Below are 21,988 nucleotides of genomic sequence, written 5' to 3'. Positions count from 1 at the left end.
AGATGGAATTATTTAAAATCATACCGGAAAAGTTTTTTAATTTATTATCTGGAAAAAACCAAGAATTATACGTTAATTCATTATTTGAAATATTTAAAGCCTATGAACAAGGCTCTATTTTAGGAATGGATAAACAAATAGCACAACAAGTAATCATGGATTATCTTGAAATGAATCCTTTGGAAGAAGGAGAAGATTCTGATTTTGATCAAGAAACATCAATAAGAGATAAAGCGAATCAAATATTAAGACGTTTAGAAGAATGTGAATGGATTGATATTGATGTCAACAATGATTACGTAGAAGTTTTAAACTTTAGAGATTATGCCATAACGATTATTGAAGCGCTAAAAACAATCTCTCAAGATACGTTTTATGGATACGATGAAGAAAACCATGAATTTAGAGGTTATATTTACACCGTTTACTCTTTGATTACAAGTGAACACGTCGAATATGCAATGGTAATTGATCAAATCTATAAGAATACAATTGCTTTTGTAAGAGAAATCAGAAAATTAGATTCAAGACTTAAGTATTATATCAAAACTATTATTGATAATTCAGAAATTAAAGATTTAATTCATTTGTTAGTTAACTATAAGGTCGAACTAGTAGATCAGGCATATTATCGCTTGAAAACAAGCGATAACGTCAATAAATACAAAATGCAAATCATTAAAAAACTAGAAGAATATCAACAAGACCCCGTAATTATGGAAATAATTGCAAGAGAATATTTAATCAAATCTCATAACAATTATGAACTAGCAAGAGTGAAAGCAAATAAAAAAATTGATGATATGATAGATATTTATAATTCTATAAATTCTATCATTGATGAAATAGATAATAAAAACAAAATATATGTCAATACAACAATTGCAAAAATTAAATTCTTGTTAAATGATGATCAAAATATTATTGGAAAGTTGAACCGAATTCTTTGGTATACGGCTTCAAAAGTTAAAATTCATAAATCAGAACAAGCTCTTAAAGCGATCAAACCACTGTTTACTCTTTCTTCAAATTTACAAATAAGTGGACATTCACTTTATACACCAAGAGGCGCTTATTCACACGCTGATGCACAGTTTCTTTATGAAAATGAAATCACACCATCCAATCAACTTCAAGAAGATTTTTACAAGGAATTTGAAACAAATTACAGTGAAGATGTCATTAAAAAATATCTAAACGACTATTTCTTAGTGAAATCAACCATTAAAGCTTCAGAGATTTTACGAAGTGATATGTCCGATGAAGCGGTACTTAGACTGTTATACATTTTAGTGTATGCAGGAGATGAAATGAATTATTACATCCAACCTTTGGAAAACGAGATAGAACATAAGCGATTTCAATTAACCGATTTTGAAATCATAAGGGGGTATTAACATGATTTTAGAAAACTATGAAAATTTAAACATGGGTCAAAAACAACTTTTCGCAGATACCTGTAATAAGTTACTTTCAACAGGATTTTTAGCAAGAGATAAAAAAGATAACAAGGAACAATATTACTTTGTTTTAAGTTTTAAAAATTATTTTGATGAATATTTTGAAGTAATGAATTTTGAAATATTACTTGATAGAGAAACTGGGGCCATTCAGCTTGTTCATAAAGAACATCATAATTTGTTAAAATTAAAAAAAGAAGAATCCCTCGTCTTACTTATTTTACGGATTTTATATCATCAACATTTAGTCCAAACATCGATTAATGATAATGTCATTATCTCCATTAGCGAAATTCATCAAAAATATGATGCTTTAGAACTAAAACGGAAAATTAACAAAACAGATTTAGTAACAATTCTTAGAATGTATAAAAAGTTTAATTTAATAGAACCACTTGGTGATATTACGCAAAGCAATACAAAAGTCGTCATTTATCCAACCATTCTATTAGCGATAAATACACATCAAATCAACGATGTATATGATCTCATTAACAGAGTATCTGGAAATGATGAGGGAGATGAATAAATTATGAAAAAACTCACAAAAGTTCGTTTAATCAATTGGCATTATTTTGCGAATGAAACCATTTACATTAAAAATAACACTTTAATTACTGGACAAAACGCAACTGGAAAATCAACCATTGTGGATGCCATTGCTTTTGTTATCACTGCAGGAGATCAAATTTTTAATTTGGCAGCCAATGAAAAAAGCAAACGGGATTTAAGAGGATACGTTAAATGCAAACTTGGAATTGACAATCAAGAATATCTAAGGGATGGGGACATTACAGGTCACGTTGCTCTTGAATTTTACGATGAAACAAAAGAAACTTACTTTACAGTTGGAGCAGTCATTGATGCCTTTGGAGAAGTTCTACCACCTAAAGTGATTTTCTATGAATTTGAGTCAAAAATCATTGAGTCATTGTTTGTGGATTCTGAAGGAAGAATTTTAACAACTGTTAATTTCAAAAAAACCAAAATAGTTGACAAAATTTTTCTAACTCGAAGAGAAGCAAAACTTGCATTTCGATCTAAATTTGGGTCAATCAATGAAACATACTTTTCTTTGCTTCCAAAAGCATTAGCTTTTAAACCCATTGCGGACGTGAAAGATTTTATCTATCATTATTTGCTCGAAGAAAAGACTTTAGATGTAGAATCCATTAAGGAATCTATTCATGCTTATCGAGATCTAGAAGCCACTTTAAAGATCATCAAACAAAAAATCCTAGATTTAAAAGAAATCAAAGATACGTATGAAGAAATTCAAAAGAATCAAGACCAAAAACAATTCTTAGAGTATTTCTTAAAAGTGATCGATGTGGAATCGACAAAAGAAGAAATTTCTCGCAAAAACAAAGCCATAGAAAAAATCAATATTTCTAGAGATAAAAATAAAAAAATGATTCAAGACTTAGATCATCAACTCGATTTGTTAGACGAGAGAAGCAAAGAAATATATTCCATGTTGCAAAACGATGATACATTCAAAGCGGGAGAACTTTACGACAAAGAAATCTTAAGTCTCGGTCAAAAAATTGATGAACAAGAAGAAATTAAACGATACTTTACCAGAAGAATCGATAAAGTAAAACCGGTAATTGCTGAATTAAAATCCGAATACAAAAAGAAGATCTATGATGATTTAGCAAAAGTTGATTTTATGAATATCAATGAAACAAACTATGAAAAAATAAAACTTCATTTACTTGAAATGGATAGAAATTTACTTTCTACTATCGATGAAAACACCAAAGAATCAGGAAAATTAGAAGAAATAAGAAGAACACTTGTTGCTGAAATTAATGACATCTATCAAATTCTAAAAGATTTAGAAAATCACAAAATGCGTTACAATCCAATGGTGAAAAAACTACAATCAAGCATTGAAGTTGGCGTGAAAGAGCGCTATGGAGTAGATATTTCTGTCCATGTTTTAGCAGAATTACTAGAAGTGACAGATCCTTCTTGGCATAACACAGTAGAAGATTATCTAGGTCAACAACGATTTAATTTAATAGTTGAACCTCGTTACTTTGATGAGGCACTCCAAGTATATAACAAATTAAAAGATCAATTAACGATTTATGGAATTGGACTTGTAAATACCAAAAAAATCCAACATTTTGACAACGTTCAAAAAGACTCCTTAGCTTCCATCATTTCATCTGAAAACGTGGACGCAAAACATTACATCAATATGGTTTGCGGAAACTTAATCATGGTGAAAGATGTCTTAGAACTTGAAACTCATCCTCAAGCTATTACCAAATCGGGAATGGTCTATCGTTCCTTTACAGTCAGAAGTCTAAACAAGAATACTGAAAAACCATTTATTGGGAAACAAGCACAAGAAGAACAACTAGAAAAATGGCGTAAACAAGCTGTTTCATCTAAAGAAAAATATAATGAAATTTCCAATCAAATCAACTTGATTGTAGAAGAAAACAGCGCCATTTCAAGTTTGAATTTAAAAGGATTAATTGAAATGATTCAAGCTAGTTTCTCCCTTACTGTCCTAAAAGATAAACGAAAAGCTTTGGTTTTGAAAAAACAAAATTTACCAAAGGAAACCATCAATCAAATTCGTGTAGAATATGAAAACATCAAAGAAGAAATGAGAGGATTTAATTCCAATCGAAGAAAAGTATACGAAGATAACGGTAAATTAAGTTCAGATGAATTAAAGGCTCAAGAAGATTTATTAAATCTTGAACAAAAAATTACAACTCTTAAAAAAGAATGTTTGGAATTAACTCAAAGCAATCCAACCATCGACCAACAAGCCTATGCGTTATATCATCAAGAGTTTGATAATACAAAAGACACAAAACAAGTTGTAATAGAATATCAATCAAGAATTGAAGTAGAGTTATCGAATTTAAGAAATCTAGAAGATTCTTTAAAAACAAAACAGTTTAAGTATGCAAGCCTTTATAATTTAAGTTATCAATTTGGTTTAGAGTATATGGATTCTTACTTAGATGAAATGAACAAACTAGTAAAATCTGAACTCGTAAAATACGAAAGCAAAGTGAGAGAAGCAAGAGAAGCTGCTGAGAAACTCTTCAAAGAAGATTTTATTGCAAAATTAAGAAATTACATTGTGTCGGCACAAGAAGAAATTAAAAAAATAAATGATACTCTTCATACCATTCATTTCGGAAACGACATTTACGAATTCATCTTCCCAAAAAGCAAAGAATATGGCGATTACTATGACATGGTTTTAAGCGATGAATCGATGAAAACAGGTGGAGAAATCTTTAACTACGATTTCGAAATGAAATATCAAAGACAACTAGAAGAACTCTTTATCAATTTAGCATCAGAAGATTTAAATTCAAATGGAGCTATAAATAAATTCACCGATTACAGAACCTACATGGATTATGATATCAAGATTCGAAATGAAGTTGGCGATATTATTCTTTACTCAAAAGTCTTTAAAGAAAAATCAGGTGGAGAAACACAAGTTCCGTTCTATGTAGCGACCATTGCTTCCTTTGTACGTGTGTTCCAACAAGCCTCACGAGGCCATCTTCAAGATACCATTGGACTGATTTTATTTGATGAAGTCTTTGATAAAATGGATACATCAAGAATTAAATCTATGATGGAATTTATTCAAAAATTACCTGTTCAAATTGTTTTGGCGACTCCTCCTCAAAAAATGGAAGTACTTAGTAAATATACAGATACCACCGTAGTAACCTTAAGAGATGGAAAAGCCGCAAGAGCCTATGAAGTTGTTCAAAAGTATTAATAATTCACAAAAAAAACACAAAGGGTCTGTTATAATATTTTTAATGAAACTATTTGAGGGTACTTTATGAAAAAAATAATGCTTTTCTCAATACTCGTTTTTAGCTTTTTCACTTTATTAGCTTGCGAGAAAACAACCATTACGTATGGGATGGACTATGATCAATTTGATTATATTTTAGATTATGATGAAATATTCAGTCAAGAAAATGATATTTACTTTGTTTACATCTATTCCCCTACTTGCATTAATTGCATTTCAATTAAATCAACAGTTTTGGAATTTGCGAACACTTACGAAGAATACCACATATATTTTCTAAACGTGGATAACGCGACGTCTTCCCTACAAACTGAATATCTAGATAAAGTTGGAAAAACGAAAGTAGTTACACCTGTTTTTCTAATCATCAAAAATCAAGATATCGATGAGACAAATGTATCTAATTACTATTTTTCAGGAGCCACGCAAATACCTGCAATTTTAATCGATATTCAAAATGGAACCTATCAATTCTAAAATAACCGAATTTTCGGTTATTTTTTTTCCAAAAAATAAGAAATATATGCTATCATTAAGTGGGTGATTTTATGCAAAGATATTTTGTGAAAAACAATCAAATCAGAAACAATGAAGCTTTGATTATGGGAAATGACGTTCATCATATCAAAGATGTTTTGCGTTACAAAGAAAAACAAGAAATCTATGTTTTGGATGAACAAGGAAAAACCTACCTTTGTGAAATCATTCAAATTCAAAAAGATCTTGTTACTTGTTTGATTAAAGAAACACATTTGCCTTCTAGAGCCAATTATAAAATAACAATTGCTCAAGCATTAATTAAAAAAGACCGGTTTGAATTGTTTTTAGAAAAGGCAACTGAACTAGGTATTTATGCCATATTTCCTACTATTTTTAAACGTTCTATCATTAAAATTGATTCTGAAAGAGAAGATAAAAAAATAAGCCGTTATCTTTCCATTGTAAAAGAAGCATCTGAACAATCCGAAAGATGCATGATGCCTTTCATCTATGATTTTACATCAATCAATCATTTACCATTTGATCAATATGATTCTATTTTAGTGTGTTATGAAAGAGCAGATGACACCTTTCTTCTAAAAAACGTTTTAAAAACAATGTCTAAATCTGAAAACATTTTAGTGTTAATTGGACCTGAAGGTGGTATTACTTCAGATGAACTTGTCTTTTTGGAATCAAAAAACGCTAAAATAGTAAGTTTAGGCAAACACATTTTACGTTCAGAAACCGCATCGTTATTTATACTTAGCGCTATTCGCTATGAATGGGAATACTAAAATGAAAGTTGCATTCACAACTCTTGGTTGTAAAGTCAATTCATATGAAACAGAAGCCGTATGGGAACTATTACAAAAAGAAGGATATGAAAGAGTCGAGTTTAATCAATTTAGCGATATTTACATCATTAACACTTGCATGGTCACAAATACAGGTGAAGCCAAATCTCGCAAAATGATAAGACATCCACAAAGTATTAATTCAAATGCCATAACCATAGTTATGGGTTGCTTAACACAATTAAAAGCCAAGGAAATATTAGAAATTCCTGGTGTAAAAATTGTGTTAGGAACAAAAAATAGAGATTTGATCGGTGAATACTTAAAAGAGTATTTAGAGATTTTATACCCTTTAAACAAAGTAGACCCACTTTTGAAAAACGAAAAGTATGATGAGTTACAAATTGATGATTTTGTTCACCATCAAAGAGCTTTCTTAAAAATTCAAGATGGGTGTAATAACTATTGTTCTTATTGCATCATCCCCTTTGCTAGAGGAAGAGTAAGATCTAAACCAGCAAGCATTATTTTAAAAGAAGCACAATCTTTGGTCCAAAAAGGACACAAAGAACTGATTTTAACCGGTATTCATACCGGAGGATACGGAGAAGATCTGAAGGGGTATTCTTTCTTAGATTTACTAAAAGAACTAGAACAAGTTCAAAATCTGAAACGAATTCGTATTTCTTCTATTGAAATAAGTGAGCTAACACCTGAATTGATTGATTTTATTTCTACTTCAAAGAAAATTGTAAATCATTTGCACATTCCTTTGCAAAGTGGATCGGATAAGATTTTAAAACTGATGAACCGAAAATACACGCTTCAAGAATTTTATCAAAAAGTAGAACTAATTCGTAAAAAAATTAAAAATGTAGCTATCACAACGGATGTCATTGTGGGATTTCCCTCTGAAACAGGAGTTGATTTTCAAGATACCATTTCATTCATTAAAAAAGTAAACTTTCAAGAACTCCATGTTTTTGGATTTTCCAAAAGAACAGGAACACTCGCGGCTCTTTTAAAAGAAGAAGTGCCCTCGCTTATCAAAAAAAATCGAGTCAACCAACTCATCGATTTAAGTTGCGATTTAGCAAAAGAATTCATCAAAGAAAATTTAAACCTTCCAATAAATGTCATTGTGGAACAAGAAAAAGACGGCTATTTTGTTGGACATACTTCCAATTATATCTTTGTAAAATTCAAAGGACAGCACATATCTATTGGAGATGAAGTAACTCTTCAAATCATAAAAGAAGACTATCCATTAAGTTTTGCACAAATCATCTAAAAAAAAGCCAAACGGTTATCGTTTGGCTTTAGCTAATTTCTTTTGTTTGATCGCTTCAATTTTTGCTTGAGCTTTCATTTCTTTTTTCGAAAGTTTTTTAGGTTTTTGTTTGCGTTTAATTTTTTTTGCATTCTTCACGATATCATAACTTAAACAATAATCATTATCGTGGTTTGTAAAGCGAAAAGGAACTCCTTCATGAATGTGAAGAGGAAGTTCATACAAATAACCAATAAAAGGTGTAAGCATTTGGTATTTATTGGATGCTTTAATAAATCCAGATACTTTTCTTGATTTGTCCCAACGATAAATCACTTTATCAGATTCATCTAGAATAAGAATAACCAATTGATTTTTATTTTTATCCGAAGAGATAAAACTCTTTAAAATAACAAGTTCAGGCAAGTTTTTGAAGTAATACTCAAAATAACCTTTTGCCTTACGTTTCCCCTTAGGTTTTAAAGATTTAAATGTATTGGTTTGATCTTTAGAAAGATTGTTAATTAATAATTCATTTAATAAATTACCATTATATTTTTTTGTGATGGCTTTATCCATTCGTTTGTAAAAATTCTTATACCTTGCTTGATATTTTCCTTTGTTAATTAAAACAGCCATAAAAATAATAACCAAAATGACTCCTACCGCTATAATCACGATACTTTGCCAGCCTAATTCATTTGCAAGTCCTAAAAAAATCATTGATTATCACCTCTTTTTCGTACTAAGTAAATAATACCATAATATTAATGAAAATAAAATCATTTTAAGAAAAAATTAGTTTACATTTTTTAAATTATTGTGTATAATAACAGATAGCAAAAAGAAAAGGGGTGAAAGCATATGGCTAAAACCGTCGTAAGAGAAAATGAAAGCATAGAAGACGCTTTACGTCGTTTCAAACGTGATGTTTCACGCGCTGGAACTCTTGCTGAAGCCCGCAAAAGAGAATATTATTTAAAACCAAGCGTTTCCAAAAAATTAAAACAACGACAAAACCAAACCCGAAAAGGTTAATAAGAAAAGCACTTCACAATGTTGAAGTGCTTTTTTTCCCATTTAAAAAAACAACAATTAAAAAATATGGTATAATATAGACATAACATAAGGAGTGATGATTATTCGATGGTTGATCTTACAAAACTAGATTTAAACCTTTCAAGCGTCTCTGAAATGGTAACTCTTTTTGGCACAAATGACAAATACATAAAAATTCTTCAAAACCTTTATGGGATTGAAATCTATACCAATAATTTTCAATTACTGCTTGATACTAGCGATGAAAAAATCATCACTGAAATGAAACAGATTTTAGCAATATTATCAACACTTGTTAAACGTAATTTTCAGTTCAACGAAAGAGACGTTATTTATATTCATAACATGTTAGCATCTGTTTCGACAGATGACATTTTGGATTTGTTTTTAAGTAGAAAAGAAATTATCAAAACATTTGCTGGAAAACCAATCTATCCTAAAACCATCAATCAACGAGTTTATTTAGATTTAATCGAAAAAAACACACTTGTTTTTGCGATTGGACCCGCTGGAACTGGTAAAACGTATTTAGCAGTTTTACTGGCATTAAAGAAATTAAAAGAAGGAACCATTAAACGATTAATTTTAACGAGACCTGCAGTAGAAGCTGGCGAAAACTTAGGGTTTTTACCAGGAGATTTAAAAGAGAAAGTGGATCCGTATTTAAGACCGTTATACGATGCAATGTATGAAATATTAGGACTGAAGCAAACACAAGAATTAATCGAAAAAGGTATTATTGAAATTGCTCCATTAGCTTACATGAGGGGTAGAACCTTAGAGAATGCTTATGTCATTTTAGATGAAGCCCAAAATACAACCATCAACCAAATGAAACTATTTTTAACGAGATTAGGATTTGGTTCGAAAATGGTTGTAACAGGAGACATTACTCAAAGTGATCTTCCAAATAGAGTAGAATCTGGACTTGTTAAAGCATCTCAGATCTTGCAAAATGTAAAAGACATTGAAATTCTATATTTTGAAAACATCGACGTTGTTAGACATCCACTTGTCCAAACGATTATTAAGAGGTTTGAAAATGCTAAAAATTAATATTATCAATCAATACGATCAAGAAAAAAAATATAATGTAGTCATAAAAAAAGTGCTAAAACAAGCATACTCTACGTTAAATCTCACTGAAAATCAAATCATTAATGTCATTCTTTTAAATGATTTATCCATCCAGGAGATGAATCTATTATATCGTCACATTGATCAAGCGACTGATGTGTTAAGTTTTGAAAATAGTGATGACTTATTTGAACTAGGTGATGTATTTATCTCTATTGATAAAACAATAGAACAAGCCAAAAGTTATGGACATTCTTTTGAACGAGAACTTGCCTTTTTAGCAACTCATGGATTTTTACACTGCTTAGGGTATGATCATCTTTTAAAAGAAGAAGAAATAGAAATGAATCATTTACAAGAACACATTTTAAATGAGACAAAATACAAGAGGTGATACAATGGAACACATTTTAAAAATGGCAATTGATAATTTGCCTAATTCATATTCTCCTTATTCAAAATTTGCCGTTTCTGCTGTTTTAGAACTAAAAAACGGAAAAACATATAAAGGAGTAAATATTGAGAATGCAGCTTATGGACTAGCAAATTGTGCGGAAAGAAGTGCTTTATTTTCAGCATATTCTGATGGAGTCCGAAAAGAAGACATTAAACGAATTGTCGTCTATACCGACCACAATTATTTTGTATCTCCTTGTGGAGCTTGTAGACAAGTCATGAGAGAATTAATGGAAGACGACAGCGAAGTCGTCTTAGCAAATAATTTAGGTGAAACGAAGGTAGTCAAAAATGTTGAATTATTACCTTTTGGTTTTACAAACGAGGATCTTTAATGTTTAAGTCTGGATTTGTAACGATAATAGGAGAACCAAACGTCGGGAAATCGACGTTTTTAAACCAAGTTTTAAAACAAAAAGTGGCAATTGTTTCAAGTAAACCTCAAACAACGAGAAATGTATTCTCAGGAATTTATAATGACGCTGATTCTCAAATCATTTTTATGGATACTCCAGGAATTCATGAAGCAAAAACAAAACTTGGAGAATACATGACAAAGTCAGCCTTAAATACCATAAAAACCGTTGATTTGGTTTTATTAATGATTAACGCTTATGATGATGTCTTAGAACGTAATCTAGCTATTTTGAAAGAATTAGAAACGATTAAAACACCTGTATTCTTACTTATCAATAAATTAGATACTATTACCGACTATGAACGACTTCAACGTGCCATTGATATCTATAAAAACGCATTTCAATTTGCTGGAGTTTTCGCCATTTCTGCCTTAAAGGGCGATAATGTGATTTTATTGCTTTTAGATATCAAAAAAATGCTTCCTGAAGGCCCTAAATTCTATCCGGATGGTGAAATATCCGATCGACCAGAAACGTTTTTAATTCAAGAATTTATTCGAGAGAAAATCTTGGAATTAACAAGAGAAGAAGTTCCTCACTCGGTTATGGTATATTTAGAGGAAATGAAAAGCAAAAAGAAAATTATGAATATACGTGCCATAATAGTGGTTGAACGCACATCTCAAAAAGGAATTCTTATTGGAAAAAACGGGAAAATGCTAAAACAAATTGGGTCTCTTGCAAGACAAGACATTGAAAATTTGATTCAAAAGCAAGTATTTCTCGAATTATTTTGTAAGGTTGAAGCTGACTGGCGGAATCGAGAACATTATCTCAAAAATTATGGATACAAGCTTGATAGTGATAAATAGGAGATGCTTTTTTGGAAGAATTTGAAGGATTGATTTTAAAAAGAATCGATTACAAAGAATCGAGCAAAATCATTTATCTTTATACAGCAAAAGGACTGAAAAGTGTTCTTGTCCACGGGGCAAATAAACTAAATAGTCCTTATTTAGGTATGACAGAAACGCTCTCTTTAGTAAAAGTATTTTGCCAAGGGAAAAATCTAAAAGTGTTAAAAGATGCCTCTTTAATTTTGCAGTATTCTCTTATCAAAAACGATTTGAATAAATACACCTATGTGATGCATTTGTTTGAATTAATCTATCATTTTTCTGAAAACGAATTTGATCACGAAAAACTTTATATGTTTTTACTTAAGATTCTTATTTTGATTGAAACAACACCAGATTACATTCCCTATATTTATATGTTTGAAAGTAAACTGTTATACTTACTAGGGGTAAACCCTCTTTTCAAACAATGCGTTGTTTGTGGGAAAAAGGAGAACTTATTTTTCTCTATTAAGGAAGGCGGCATGTGTTGCCAGGAGCATTTTCATGAACCCCTTCGTTTTAAAGAAGAAGTGCTACTTCTTTTTCAAACGCTTTACTATTTCGACTTACAAACCAGTGAGTTACCTTTTATCGAAGAACCACTTTTAAAAGAATTAAGACATTTACTGGATTTATATTATGATTACCATTTGAATTTTCAAACCAAATCGAGAACGGTGCTAAAAGGACTAATTGGATATTAACCTTTAAGCCCGCTTTTTTCTTTTCAAAATCAAATAGTTATCTTTCTATATTAATCAATATACCTTGACTTTCTCACAAGAAAGCATATAATTAAAATGAAGTAGTATGCCTATTTTCGAGAGGATGATTTATTTGAACTATACACTAGAACAACTTGTCACGTATGCAAAACAATATGGTTTTATTTATCAAGGCTCTGAAATTTATGGAGGTCTTGCGAATACTTGGGATTATGGTCCACTAGGAGTAGAATTAAAAAACAACATTAAAAAGGCGTGGTGGGACGCTTTTGTCTCTAAGAATCCCTTAAATGTTGGACTTGATTCTGCCATTTTACTGAATCCTGAAACTTGGGTCGCAAGTGGCCATGTATCTGGATTTCAAGATCCTTTAATGGATTGTAAAAACTGTAAATCAAGACATCGTGCAGATAAATTAATCGAAAATGCTACCAAAGGAGAAATTGACGCCGGTGGTTGGAGCCATACTAAATTATACGATTATATTGTAGAACATAAAATTACTTGTCCTGTATGTGGAGCTTTAAACTATACAGAGGTTCGGGAATTTAATATGATGTTTAAAACAGCTCAAGGCGTTGTTGAAGACTCGAAAAACGAATTGTATTTAAGACCTGAAACGGCTCAAGGAATTTTTTTGAATTTTAAAAACGTTCAACGAACTTCAAGAAAAAAAGTTCCGTTTGGTATTGGACAAATCGGAAAATCATTTCGAAACGAAATCACTCCTGGAAATTTCGTGTTTCGCACGAGAGAATTTGAACAAATGGAACTGGAATTCTTTTGTGTTCCTGGCACAGAACTAAAATGGTTTGATTATTGGAAAATTTTCTCGAAAACTTTTTTAAAGGATTTGGGATTAAAAGAAGAAAATATTAAATTATATGATCACCCAGAAGAGAAATTATCTTTTTACTCTAATGGAACAACCGATATCTTATACAAGTACCCTTGGGGATTTGATGAACTATGGGGAATTGCTTCTCGTACTGATTACGATTTAAAACAACATCAAGAACACTCAAAAGAAAGTCTTGAATATCTTGATCCAGAAACAAATGAAAAATATTTACCTTTTGTGATTGAGCCTTCTTTAGGAGTAGAACGATTATTATTAGCCCTTCTTTGCGATTCACTTGATGAAGAAGAAGTTACACAAACTAAAGAAATGAGAACCGTTTTACATATCTCAAAAAAATTAGCACCTTATAAAGCGGCCGTGTTACCATTAATTAAAAAATACCATACCGACCTTGCTTTTGAAACCTATGAAATGCTTCTTCAAGACGTAGGTGTTGTTTACGACGACACAGGAAACATTGGAAAACGTTATCGAAGACAAGATGCAATTGGTACTCCTTATTGCATCACGATTGATAACGATTCCTTAATTGATCAAACGGTGACGATTCGGGAAAGAGATTCTATGAATCAAATTCGTTTGCCTTTAAAAGACGTTAAAGATTATCTTTTAGAACATACCAAATAAACCAATAAGAAGGTGAAAATGTGGCAATGATCAGCCAAAAAACAATTGACTTAATTCAAAACACGGCTGATATAGTAGACGTCGTCTCTGATTACGTCTCTTTACAGCCTGCTGGCAAAAACTTTAAAGGATTATGCCCATTTCATAGTGAAAAAACGCCTTCTTTTTTTGTTAGTAAAGAAAGAAACATCTTCAACTGTTTTGGTTGTGGAGAGAAAGGTGGCGCGGTTCAATTTCTTCAAAAATACAAAAACATTTCTTTTGTTGAAGCATTAGAACAATTAGCCCAAAAATATCACATTGAAATGGAAACAGATACAAAAATAAAACCTTCTTCTAATTTTGAGAGGTATTATCGTATCAACGAACAAGCCACAAAGTTCTATGAAATCAATTTAACCAATTTAGAAAAAGGTAAAACAGCACTTGACTATTTAATCAAACGAGGTCTAGATATCCATACCATTCAGTATTTTGAGATGGGATACGCTCCTAATGAATTTGATTCGTTATATCTTCAACTTCATTTAGAGTTTGAACCACTCGATCTTTTAGAAATTGGATTAATTAAAAAGAGTACAGATGCAGGATATTATGATTTGTTTCGAGACCGGATTATTTTTCCGATTCGAAATGAGCTAGGAAAAGTGGTTGGCTTTAGTGGAAGAATTTATCAAGATTTGCCACTCGAAGCCAAATACGTGAACTCACCTTTTACAAAAATATTTACAAAAGGTGAATTTTTATACAATTTAGATCGAGCCATTCCATTTATTAAAAGAGAAAAAAGAGTTGTTCTTTATGAAGGATTTATGGATGTGATTGCATCGGTAAATGCAGGAATAAAGGAATCTGTTTGTTCTATGGGAACTGCTCTAACTGAAATGCAAGCCAAATTAATCAAAAAATATACAGACACTGTCTTATTATGTTATGATGGAGATTCTGCTGGATTTGAAGCCATGCACAAAGCCATTCAAGTGTTAGAGGCACAACACTTGAATGTGAGTTTAATTCTTTTACCTGAAGAATTAGATCCAGATGACTATGTAAAAAAATATTCAAAATCTGATTTTTCACATTATCTTTCCAACAATCAAATCGATGTACATGAATTTAATTATCAACATTTAAAAAAGGATCTCGATTTTTCAAAAGCTTCTAATATCGAAAAATTGAAACTTAGCATGTTTGAGTATTTGATAAAATTAGATTCTGGAATGGTTATGGAGATTTACACAAAACGTTTAGCAGAAGACATTCAAGTAGATTTTGAAACGATAAAAAGTGATTTGCATCATTATCAATTAACCAAAATCATCTCTCAAACCTTAAACAACCGAAAAACAAAGTCTACCGATGTTGCTATCATGGAAAAAAATTATCAAGCAGAACTAACTTTAATGAATTATTATCTTAAGTCACAAGAGTTTAGAGAAATTATCGATAGAGAATTGACTTCCTATTTTGCAAAAGACCCATTAATTAAAGAAATCTTAATTAACATCCTTGAACTCGTCGAAACAAAGAAAGACGGGCAAATGGATCGTCAATTATTAAAACAATTTAGTGCGCAAAAGCAAAAAACAGTCGAAAGCAGACTATTAGATAAAAACTATTCCTATAGTCTTGAGGATTTAACTCAATTAATTATGACGGTAAAATGCAGAGACATTGAACTAGAAATAGAAGAATTAAAAAAAATAGCCGAAGAATATAAAAAGACCGATCAATCAAAATATTTAGAAATTCACAGTAAAATCAAAACATTAAAACACAAAATCGACGCCTTAAGAAAGGATACATTATGGAAAAAAACGAAATAATTAAAATCTTAATTAAGCTTTGGGAAGAACAAGGTTTTTTAACGCTTGAAGATGTCAAAAAATACGCAGAGGATACTTCACCTTTATACGATGAATTAATACTTTTACTTGAAGCCGAAGGCATCAATCCAGATGAATACATCGATTTATCAGAACTCGATGAATTAGAAGAAGAGGAAGAAGCCAAAACTCCCGAAGAAGAAAATTCAGAAGAAGAGGATGATTTTATCGACTTAGACGAATTGTCTGATGAAGATATTCCAGAAGAAGAATTAATTGATTTTGATTATGCCAAAGAAATCGAAGAAGAATTAATGATGGAAAAACAATTCGATTCGAATGTATCTATTAAAGTAGACGATCCCGTACGCATGTATTTAAAAGAAATTGGACGAGTGGAACTTTTAACCTCTGATGAAGAGTATGAACTCGCAACGATTATTAGTCGTTCGCGTAAAGGAAAAGATATTTACGAGCAAAAAGTCAAAGATGGTGAATCCATTTCTACAGAAGAATTAGCTGAATTTGAAGAATTATTCAAACGAGGAGAATTCTCAGAGAAAAAACTAGTAGAAGCAAATCTAAGGCTTGTTGTTTCGATTGCAAAAAGATACGTAGGACGAGGAATGCAATTTTTAGATTTGATTCAAGAAGGGAATATGGGTCTAATGAAGGCCGTTTATAAATTCGATCACACAAAAGGGTTTAAGTTTTCAACGTATGCTACTTGGTGGATTCGACAAGCCATTACCAGAGCCATTGCCGATCAAGCAAGAACCATTCGTATTCCAGTTCATATGGTCGAAACAATCAACAAATTAGTTAGAACCCAACGCACTTTAACTCAAAAATTAAAAAGAGAACCTCATCCAGATGAAGTAGCAGCTGAAATGAAAATTTCTGTAGAAAAAGTTCAAATTATCCAAAAAGTAGCTCAAGAACCGATTTCACTTGAGTCTCCAGTTGGTGAAGAAGAAGACTCTTCTTTAGGCGATTTTATTCCAGATCCAGATACCTTAACACCTTATGAATATACATCAAAAGAAATGTTAAAAAGAGAACTAGATTCTGTGCTAGAAACGTTAACTGATCGTGAAGAAAAAGTCCTAAGAATGCGTTTTGGATTATTAGATGGAAGAACAAGAACCTTAGAAGAAGTAGGCAAAGAATTCGGAGTTACAAGAGAAAGAATTCGTCAAATAGAAGCAAAAGCACTTCGAAAATTACGCCATCCATCTAGAAGCAAGAAATTAAAAGATTTTACTAACGGCAGACAATAATGCATTTAAGCCCTAGACTAGAAGCCGCTTTATCTTTTATAGATGGGTTTGAGGTTTTAGCTGATGTGGGAACCGATCACGCTTATTTACCCATTCAAGCGGTGTTACTTCATAAAGTAAAAAAAGCAATTGCCTCAGACAATAAAAAAAAGCCTTTAGAAAATGCCATCCAAAACATTACGAAAGCAGGACTCGCACAATCCATTAAAGTAATTGAATCAGATGGATTAAGCCATTTAACCAAAGAAGTTGATTGCATCTCTTTGCTTGGAATGGGAGGAGAATTAATATCTTCTATTTTATCCAAAGCAGATTTATCAAATGTGAAGCGACTTGTTTTAGGCCCGAATTCAGATGCTTTTTTACTTCGAGATTGGCTTCAAAAAAACGATTTTTTAATCATAGATGAAATGTATATTCAAGATAAATCCATCCACTATCAAATTATGGCTTGCCTTCATGGAACCATGGAATTATCTGATATGGAAAAAGAGTTTGGTCCCATCATTTTGAAACAAAAAAATCAAATATTTCTTGAATTCATCGATTCTTTGATATTAAAACTTGAAAACGCAGTCAAAAAAACAAAACAAGAAGACACAAAATTGCTTCTTAATAAACGATTAAATGCTTTGAAGGAGTTGACAAAATGAATTCCATTGATGTCATAAAATATTTAGAATCTTATTATCCTAAAACGCTTGCCTATGAATGGGACAATGTTGGACTACAAGTAGGAACGCTTAACAAAAAAATTAAAAAATGTTTAATTACCTTAGATGTTACAAAAGAAGTAGTAAAAGAAGCCATCGATAAAAAAGTTCAATTGATTATTTCTCATCATCCACTTCTATTTAAACCGCTATTATCGGTTCAAATCGATACTCCTCGTGGATGGATCATTCATCATTTAATTAAACAAGATATCTCAGTGTATTCCATTCATACCAATTATGATTTAGCAACAGGCGGAATGAACGATGAATTTGCAAAAATTTTAAAAATTCAATCTCCTAAATTGCTTGATGAAGAAGAAAATATCGGCAGATATGGCGAAATTGAAGAAACATCGATGACGGAATTTATTCAATTTGTCAAAAAGAAATTAGAAATTGATCAAGTAAGATTGATTGGTTCTCTTGATAAAACGATTAAAGTAGTTGGAATTTCTGGAGGATCTGGATCTGCTCATTTGTTTCAGGCTAAACGTAAAAACTGTGATGTATATTTAACAGGAGATGTCACCTATCATACTGCCTTAGATGCCCTTCAAATTGGTCAATGCGTGTTAGACATAGGGCACTATGCCGAAAAAATCTTTAAAAAAGCCATTGCTTCAAAATTAAGAGTCGAATTTCCAGAAATTGACTTTATGATATCTGAAATGAATACAGACCCCTATCTTACGATTTAAAAAGATGCTTTTCGCATCTTTTTTTTGTTTTTTACCCTTGATTTCTAAAAAAGACTATGGTACAATATGGTTTGAAATTCAAAATATTTGAAGTTAAAACAATCTAAGGAGAAAAATAATGGGAAAAATTGGCATTGCAGTATGTGGAAATTCAGGAATTGATTATTTAGTTCATGATAAAGAAATTAGAATCTTTCGTTCTCTGCTCTTAATTGAAGAGAAAGAATACGAAGATTTTGTGGAAATCAATTCGGACGATTTTTATGAAAGAATTACCAAAAATCCCGAACTAGACATCAAAACAGCTCAAACATCTACCGGCAAAATCTACGAAATGTATCAAGAAATGGTCGCTTCTGGTTATGATGAATTAATCATCATTACGATTTCAAAACATTTAAGCGGTACATATCAAAACGCTGTTTTAGCCGCTAAAATGTTAGAAAATACCGTTGTCCATGTTTTTGATTCATTATCGGTATCTTATGTAGAAGCTTTAATGGCATCTACTGCTAAAAAAATGTCGAATGAAGGAAAATCATCAAGTGAAATTTTAACGTCTTTAGAATTTATCCGAGATCATAATCGTATTTACGTCACAGTAGATACTTTAAAATATTTAGTAAAAAACGGTCGTTTATCCAATGCAGCTGGTTTTTTTGGTTCTTTACTGAAACTGAAACCTTTGCTTGAAGTAAATGCAGAAGGAAAAGTGGTAACGGTCGATAAAATTCGTACGACTCAAAAAGCAAGAGAAGTAATGCTTGAAAAATTCTTAAATGATATTAAAGGAAAAAAAGTTGAAATCTTTATCATTTACACCAATAACATGGAAGAAATGTTAGATCTTCAAGAAAAACTTGAAGAAATAGATGGAATTTCAGAAGTGAAAATGATTCCACTTACTCCAGTTGTTGGATGTCATGCAGGTCCCAAAACAATGGGACTTGGATATATCGAAAAACTATAGGAGGAATTATGACGGAAGCTAAACGAATTATAAACGAATTATTGGTCGAAATTTTTAATAGAATTTTAGCCATTGAAGGCGAAGCCTTAAAACAACAAGGTATCAAACTCTCTATGAGTGAAGTTCATGTCCTTGAAGCCATATCTAATGTAGATGAGCCTACCATGACAAACATATCATCAAAACTAGGAATTACAGTTGGTTCTGCAACTACCGCCATTAATACGCTCGTTCAAAAAGGGTATGTCAACCGCGAACGTGACGATTTAGATCGTAGAAAAGTTCTAATCACCCTAAATTCAAGGGCGAACGAAGTTTTACAAGTACACTCTGTTTTTCACCAAAAGATGATTGATTCTGTCTTTGAAGATTTAAAAATCGAAGAAGATGAAGTCTTAATCGCCTCATTAAAAAGAGTCTCCTCATATTTCAAAAAATAGATATTTCCAAAACAAAAAAATAGCGGAATTTTCGCTATTTTTTGTTTATATTTAAATTTAGTTATTCAGCAATAATACAATCAACTGGACAATTGACTTCGCATACGCCACAGTCAATACATTGTTCAGGATCAATCACATAAATATCTCCAGCTGTAATGCAATCTACTGGACAATCTTCTTTACAAGTCCCGCAAGCGATGCATGTATCCAAGATTTTTCTTGGCATTATTTTCCCTCCCTCACTTATAAAAAAACTCTTCTTTCATATTGTATCAATCATTGCTTGATTTGTAAAGTTTTAATTGATAAATTTTACAAAATATCATTCATAGTTCCACTAAGTGAAATAAATAATATTTCTTGATTTAACGGGGTATTTTTGATACAATTAACCTTGATAAGAAGGAGTGATTAAAATGCTGCCAGTATGGTTACAAATCGTCTTGCCAATCGTTACCCTTTTAGTGGGATTAGTAGTTGGATTTTTTTTAAGTAGAAAATATTTTAAAAGTTACCTTGAAAAGAACCCCCCCATTAGTGAGCCTATGGTTCGTGCAATGATGTCGCAAATGGGAAGAACCCCATCTGAAAAACAAGTTAGACAAGTAATGGTTTCTATGAAACAAGCAAAATAAATTTCGGTTTTATTCATAATCATAAAAAGAATAAAAACATTTATTGAAAGGAGAAGTAATAGTAATATATTACAACATACTTATGGATATAGATGCTTTATTACTTCTTAGTATTGTAATAACACTGGTATATTTCTTGTTTATAGAGCTATTTTCGGTGTTATTTCGATTAACGGGATTATCAAAATCAAAAGCCAAATTTCAAGTGATTTCGTTATTAACCAATAGCGGATTTACAACTCAAGAGGCTGAATTAATTGTAAGCAATCGTTACCGAAGAAAGCTTGCGAGTTTTACGATGTTTTTTGGGTATTTATTGACGGTCGCAGTGATTTCGATGCTTGTCAATGTTTTTATGACTTTATCCACATCAGCTTCACAAGATATTTGGAAATTTGTGATTCTGTTAGCTGCGTTTATTGTCTTTCTTTTTGTTTTTAGTAAAATTAAATTTGTCGAAAAATTTGCTAGAAAAATAACCGAAAAAATAGCAATTAAATTCTTGTTTGGAAAAAAGACAAATGTCATTGAAGTATTAGATAATTATGATCAAAATGTCATTGCAGAAGTGTTCATCACATATCTTCCAAAAATCTGCGATGGCGTAACTTTAGCGCAAAATCAAATTAAATTACTCCATGGAATTCAAGTGTTGGCGATTAAAAGAAATGGCCATATTAAGACTGGAATCAATGGAGACGATCAAATTATGGCTGGAGATTTAGTAGTTGTTTTTGGCGAAAGTAAAAATATTAAAAATGTTTTCTTAAAATTGGATCATTCTGATGAAATCAAAGAGTAAAATTTTTAAATAATAGTAAAAAGAGAGTGAATCACACATGTGATTACACTCTCTTTTCTTCTTATTTATCTTTGTTTTTTTTAAGAAATAAGTCTAACTTATCAAAAAGTTTTACTCGATTTTCTGTACCATTTTTTAAGCGAACGTAATTTCCTCTATGTCGAATGATTATAATTGAAACGGCAAGCAACGTGATAATGACAAGAACCAAATCTGCCTGGTAAGTAAAGTGCAAAACCACCACCAAGAAAAGAGTTAATAACGCAGAGACGGTTGAAGATACAGAAACATATCTCGAACAATATTCGGTAATCAAGAAGACAGGAAGAATTATGACACCAATCCAAGGATTATAAGCAATTAATAATCCGAAAGATGAAGCAACTCCCTTTCCGCCTTTAAATTTAAACCAAATCGGATATACATGCCCAATGACTGAAGCTAAGCCATAAACCAAAGGGTGAAACAACTCAAGACCCGAAAATAAATTTGTATAAAGCATCAAAGCAACTAAAAGCCCACTTTTACATGTGTCAAGGATTAAAACTGTAAAACCAATCGGTTTTCCTAGAACACGAAATGCATTGGTAGTTCCTAAATTACCACTACCAAATTTTCGAATATCTTTGCCTTTAATCAAAATACCAAGTATATAGGAAAACGGTATTGAACCGAGTAAATACGCCAAAATTACAAACAATATACCAATCATTTTAAAAACCTCCGTAAT

Annotated in this window: 24 protein-coding genes; 21 read left to right on the top strand and 3 right to left on the bottom strand. The window is 31.3% G+C overall.

Going from position 1 to position 21,988, the window contains the following annotated elements; all coding sequences use genetic code 11:
• The first annotated feature begins 2 nt into the window (after positions 1 to 2).
• The 6 genes from KJ971_06685 (at position 3) to mtaB (ending at position 7,845) form a co-directional block, all read left to right on the top strand.
• Positions 3 to 1,397: a hypothetical protein gene (locus KJ971_06685; GenBank protein MBU1145522.1), complete on the top strand. Its 1,395-nt coding sequence runs from the start codon at positions 3 to 5 to the stop codon at positions 1,395 to 1,397.
• A 1-nt stretch (position 1,398) separates the two neighbouring features.
• Positions 1,399 to 1,989 (top strand): DUF4194 domain-containing protein, encoded by a 591-nt coding sequence (locus KJ971_06680; protein MBU1145521.1) that lies wholly within the window; start codon positions 1,399 to 1,401, stop codon positions 1,987 to 1,989.
• Positions 1,990 to 1,992: 3 nt separating this feature from the next.
• A complete protein-coding gene (locus KJ971_06675; protein ID MBU1145520.1) occupies positions 1,993 to 5,235 on the top strand; it encodes an AAA family ATPase in 3,243 nt (1,080 codons plus the stop codon).
• A 66-nt stretch (positions 5,236 to 5,301) separates the two neighbouring features.
• Positions 5,302 to 5,754 (top strand): hypothetical protein, encoded by a 453-nt coding sequence (locus KJ971_06670; GenBank protein ID MBU1145519.1) that lies wholly within the window; start codon positions 5,302 to 5,304, stop codon positions 5,752 to 5,754.
• A 71-nt stretch (positions 5,755 to 5,825) separates the two neighbouring features.
• The gene (locus tag KJ971_06665) at positions 5,826 to 6,554 is read left to right on the top strand and encodes a 16S rRNA (uracil(1498)-N(3))-methyltransferase (GenBank protein MBU1145518.1); all 729 of its coding nucleotides are present in this window, start codon (positions 5,826 to 5,828) and stop codon (positions 6,552 to 6,554) included.
• 1 nt (position 6,555) lies between these two features.
• Positions 6,556 to 7,845: a tRNA (N(6)-L-threonylcarbamoyladenosine(37)-C(2))-methylthiotransferase MtaB gene (mtaB, locus tag KJ971_06660; protein ID MBU1145517.1), complete on the top strand. Its 1,290-nt coding sequence runs from the start codon at positions 6,556 to 6,558 to the stop codon at positions 7,843 to 7,845.
• 15 nt (positions 7,846 to 7,860) lie between these two features.
• Here mtaB and KJ971_06655 read toward each other — a convergent pair whose 3' ends face one another.
• Positions 7,861 to 8,547, bottom strand: coding sequence for a hypothetical protein (locus KJ971_06655; protein ID MBU1145516.1), 687 nt, complete (start codon positions 8,545 to 8,547; stop codon positions 7,861 to 7,863).
• A 141-nt stretch (positions 8,548 to 8,688) separates the two neighbouring features.
• Here KJ971_06655 and rpsU point away from each other — a divergent pair, with 141 nt between their 5' ends.
• The 13 genes from rpsU (at position 8,689) to KJ971_06590 (ending at position 19,818) form a co-directional block, all read left to right on the top strand.
• A complete protein-coding gene (rpsU, locus tag KJ971_06650) occupies positions 8,689 to 8,862 on the top strand; it encodes a 30S ribosomal protein S21 (GenBank protein MBU1145515.1) in 174 nt (57 codons plus the stop codon).
• 108 nt (positions 8,863 to 8,970) lie between these two features.
• Positions 8,971 to 9,939, top strand: a complete 969-nt coding sequence (locus tag KJ971_06645) for a PhoH family protein (GenBank protein MBU1145514.1) — start codon at positions 8,971 to 8,973, stop codon at positions 9,937 to 9,939.
• Positions 9,926 to 10,354 (top strand): rRNA maturation RNase YbeY, encoded by a 429-nt coding sequence (ybeY, locus tag KJ971_06640; protein ID MBU1145513.1) that lies wholly within the window; start codon positions 9,926 to 9,928, stop codon positions 10,352 to 10,354. Before KJ971_06645 ends, ybeY begins: the two co-directional genes overlap by 14 nt.
• 4 nt (positions 10,355 to 10,358) lie before the next feature.
• On the top strand, positions 10,359 to 10,751 hold the full coding sequence (cdd, locus tag KJ971_06635) for a cytidine deaminase (protein ID MBU1145512.1): 393 nt from the start codon (positions 10,359 to 10,361) through the stop codon (positions 10,749 to 10,751).
• A complete protein-coding gene (gene era, locus KJ971_06630) occupies positions 10,751 to 11,647 on the top strand; it encodes a GTPase Era (GenBank protein MBU1145511.1) in 897 nt (298 codons plus the stop codon). The genes cdd and era overlap by 1 nt, the downstream gene beginning before the upstream one ends.
• A gap of 11 nt (positions 11,648 to 11,658) precedes the next feature.
• The gene (gene recO / locus KJ971_06625) at positions 11,659 to 12,378 is read left to right on the top strand and encodes a DNA repair protein RecO (GenBank protein MBU1145510.1); all 720 of its coding nucleotides are present in this window, start codon (positions 11,659 to 11,661) and stop codon (positions 12,376 to 12,378) included.
• A 124-nt stretch (positions 12,379 to 12,502) separates the two neighbouring features.
• Positions 12,503 to 13,888: a glycine--tRNA ligase gene (locus KJ971_06620; GenBank protein MBU1145509.1), complete on the top strand. Its 1,386-nt coding sequence runs from the start codon at positions 12,503 to 12,505 to the stop codon at positions 13,886 to 13,888.
• A gap of 20 nt (positions 13,889 to 13,908) precedes the next feature.
• On the top strand, positions 13,909 to 15,714 hold the full coding sequence (dnaG, locus tag KJ971_06615) for a DNA primase (GenBank protein ID MBU1145508.1): 1,806 nt from the start codon (positions 13,909 to 13,911) through the stop codon (positions 15,712 to 15,714).
• Positions 15,696 to 16,994 (top strand): RNA polymerase sigma factor RpoD, encoded by a 1,299-nt coding sequence (gene rpoD / locus KJ971_06610; protein ID MBU1145507.1) that lies wholly within the window; start codon positions 15,696 to 15,698, stop codon positions 16,992 to 16,994. The genes dnaG and rpoD overlap by 19 nt, the downstream gene beginning before the upstream one ends.
• On the top strand, positions 16,994 to 17,647 hold the full coding sequence (locus KJ971_06605) for a class I SAM-dependent methyltransferase (GenBank protein MBU1145506.1): 654 nt from the start codon (positions 16,994 to 16,996) through the stop codon (positions 17,645 to 17,647). The genes rpoD and KJ971_06605 overlap by 1 nt, the downstream gene beginning before the upstream one ends.
• Positions 17,644 to 18,408 (top strand): Nif3-like dinuclear metal center hexameric protein, encoded by a 765-nt coding sequence (locus KJ971_06600; protein MBU1145505.1) that lies wholly within the window; start codon positions 17,644 to 17,646, stop codon positions 18,406 to 18,408. Before KJ971_06605 ends, KJ971_06600 begins: the two co-directional genes overlap by 4 nt.
• A 118-nt stretch (positions 18,409 to 18,526) precedes the next feature.
• Positions 18,527 to 19,378 carry a DegV family protein gene (locus KJ971_06595; GenBank protein MBU1145504.1) on the top strand — a complete coding sequence of 284 codons (852 nt, stop codon included), beginning with the start codon at positions 18,527 to 18,529 and terminating at the stop codon, positions 19,376 to 19,378.
• Positions 19,379 to 19,386: 8 nt separating this feature from the next.
• Complete coding sequence (locus KJ971_06590; protein ID MBU1145503.1) at positions 19,387 to 19,818, top strand: MarR family transcriptional regulator; 432 nt, start codon at positions 19,387 to 19,389, stop codon at positions 19,816 to 19,818.
• A 61-nt stretch (positions 19,819 to 19,879) separates the two neighbouring features.
• Here KJ971_06590 and KJ971_06585 read toward each other — a convergent pair whose 3' ends face one another.
• Positions 19,880 to 20,047, bottom strand: coding sequence for a 4Fe-4S binding protein (locus KJ971_06585; protein MBU1145502.1), 168 nt, complete (start codon positions 20,045 to 20,047; stop codon positions 19,880 to 19,882).
• A 190-nt stretch (positions 20,048 to 20,237) separates the two neighbouring features.
• Here KJ971_06585 and KJ971_06580 point away from each other — a divergent pair, with 190 nt between their 5' ends.
• Together KJ971_06580 and KJ971_06575 are read left to right on the top strand one after the other, a co-directional pair.
• Complete coding sequence (locus KJ971_06580) at positions 20,238 to 20,456, top strand: YneF family protein (protein MBU1145501.1); 219 nt, start codon at positions 20,238 to 20,240, stop codon at positions 20,454 to 20,456.
• Between the two features lie 157 nt (positions 20,457 to 20,613).
• The gene (locus KJ971_06575; protein MBU1145500.1) at positions 20,614 to 21,258 is read left to right on the top strand and encodes a TrkA C-terminal domain-containing protein; all 645 of its coding nucleotides are present in this window, start codon (positions 20,614 to 20,616) and stop codon (positions 21,256 to 21,258) included.
• Positions 21,259 to 21,319: 61 nt separating this feature from the next.
• On the opposite strand, the gene plsY is transcribed toward KJ971_06575, so the two are convergent.
• Positions 21,320 to 21,988: a glycerol-3-phosphate 1-O-acyltransferase PlsY gene (gene plsY, locus KJ971_06570; GenBank protein MBU1145499.1), complete on the bottom strand. Its 669-nt coding sequence runs from the start codon at positions 21,986 to 21,988 to the stop codon at positions 21,320 to 21,322.

It is taken from the genome of Bacillota bacterium (genome assembly GCA_018818595.1).
Lineage (GTDB): Bacteria > Bacillota_I > Bacilli_A > Izemoplasmatales > Hujiaoplasmataceae > JAHIRM01.
Note: the sequence above shows the minus strand (reverse complement) of the source record. Positions and strands in the feature narration are given on the sequence as shown.

Bases quoted from the DNA above. Each gene is read 5' to 3' on its own strand.
- KJ971_06685 (MBU1145522.1), top strand. From the start codon at position 3: ATGGAATTATTTAAAATCATACCGGAAAAGTTTTTTAATTTATTATCT.
- KJ971_06680 (MBU1145521.1), top strand. From the start codon at position 1,399: ATGATTTTAGAAAACTATGAAAATTTAAACATGGGTCAAAAACAACTT.
- KJ971_06675 (MBU1145520.1), top strand. From the start codon at position 1,993: ATGAAAAAACTCACAAAAGTTCGTTTAATCAATTGGCATTATTTTGCG.
- KJ971_06670 (MBU1145519.1), top strand. From the start codon at position 5,302: ATGAAAAAAATAATGCTTTTCTCAATACTCGTTTTTAGCTTTTTCACT.
- KJ971_06665 (MBU1145518.1), top strand. From the start codon at position 5,826: ATGCAAAGATATTTTGTGAAAAACAATCAAATCAGAAACAATGAAGCT.
- mtaB (MBU1145517.1), top strand. From the start codon at position 6,556: ATGAAAGTTGCATTCACAACTCTTGGTTGTAAAGTCAATTCATATGAA.
- KJ971_06655 (MBU1145516.1), bottom strand. From the start codon at position 8,547: ATGATTTTTTTAGGACTTGCAAATGAATTAGGCTGGCAAAGTATCGTG.
- rpsU (MBU1145515.1), top strand. From the start codon at position 8,689: ATGGCTAAAACCGTCGTAAGAGAAAATGAAAGCATAGAAGACGCTTTA.
- KJ971_06645 (MBU1145514.1), top strand. From the start codon at position 8,971: ATGGTTGATCTTACAAAACTAGATTTAAACCTTTCAAGCGTCTCTGAA.
- ybeY (MBU1145513.1), top strand. From the start codon at position 9,926: ATGCTAAAAATTAATATTATCAATCAATACGATCAAGAAAAAAAATAT.
- cdd (MBU1145512.1), top strand. From the start codon at position 10,359: ATGGAACACATTTTAAAAATGGCAATTGATAATTTGCCTAATTCATAT.
- era (MBU1145511.1), top strand. From the start codon at position 10,751: ATGTTTAAGTCTGGATTTGTAACGATAATAGGAGAACCAAACGTCGGG.
- KJ971_06620 (MBU1145509.1), top strand. From the start codon at position 12,503: ATGATTTATTTGAACTATACACTAGAACAACTTGTCACGTATGCAAAA.
- rpoD (MBU1145507.1), top strand. From the start codon at position 15,696: ATGGAAAAAAACGAAATAATTAAAATCTTAATTAAGCTTTGGGAAGAA.
- KJ971_06605 (MBU1145506.1), top strand. From the start codon at position 16,994: ATGCATTTAAGCCCTAGACTAGAAGCCGCTTTATCTTTTATAGATGGG.
- KJ971_06600 (MBU1145505.1), top strand. From the start codon at position 17,644: ATGAATTCCATTGATGTCATAAAATATTTAGAATCTTATTATCCTAAA.
- KJ971_06595 (MBU1145504.1), top strand. From the start codon at position 18,527: ATGGGAAAAATTGGCATTGCAGTATGTGGAAATTCAGGAATTGATTAT.
- KJ971_06590 (MBU1145503.1), top strand. From the start codon at position 19,387: ATGACGGAAGCTAAACGAATTATAAACGAATTATTGGTCGAAATTTTT.
- KJ971_06585 (MBU1145502.1), bottom strand. From the start codon at position 20,047: ATGCCAAGAAAAATCTTGGATACATGCATCGCTTGCGGGACTTGTAAA.
- KJ971_06580 (MBU1145501.1), top strand. From the start codon at position 20,238: ATGCTGCCAGTATGGTTACAAATCGTCTTGCCAATCGTTACCCTTTTA.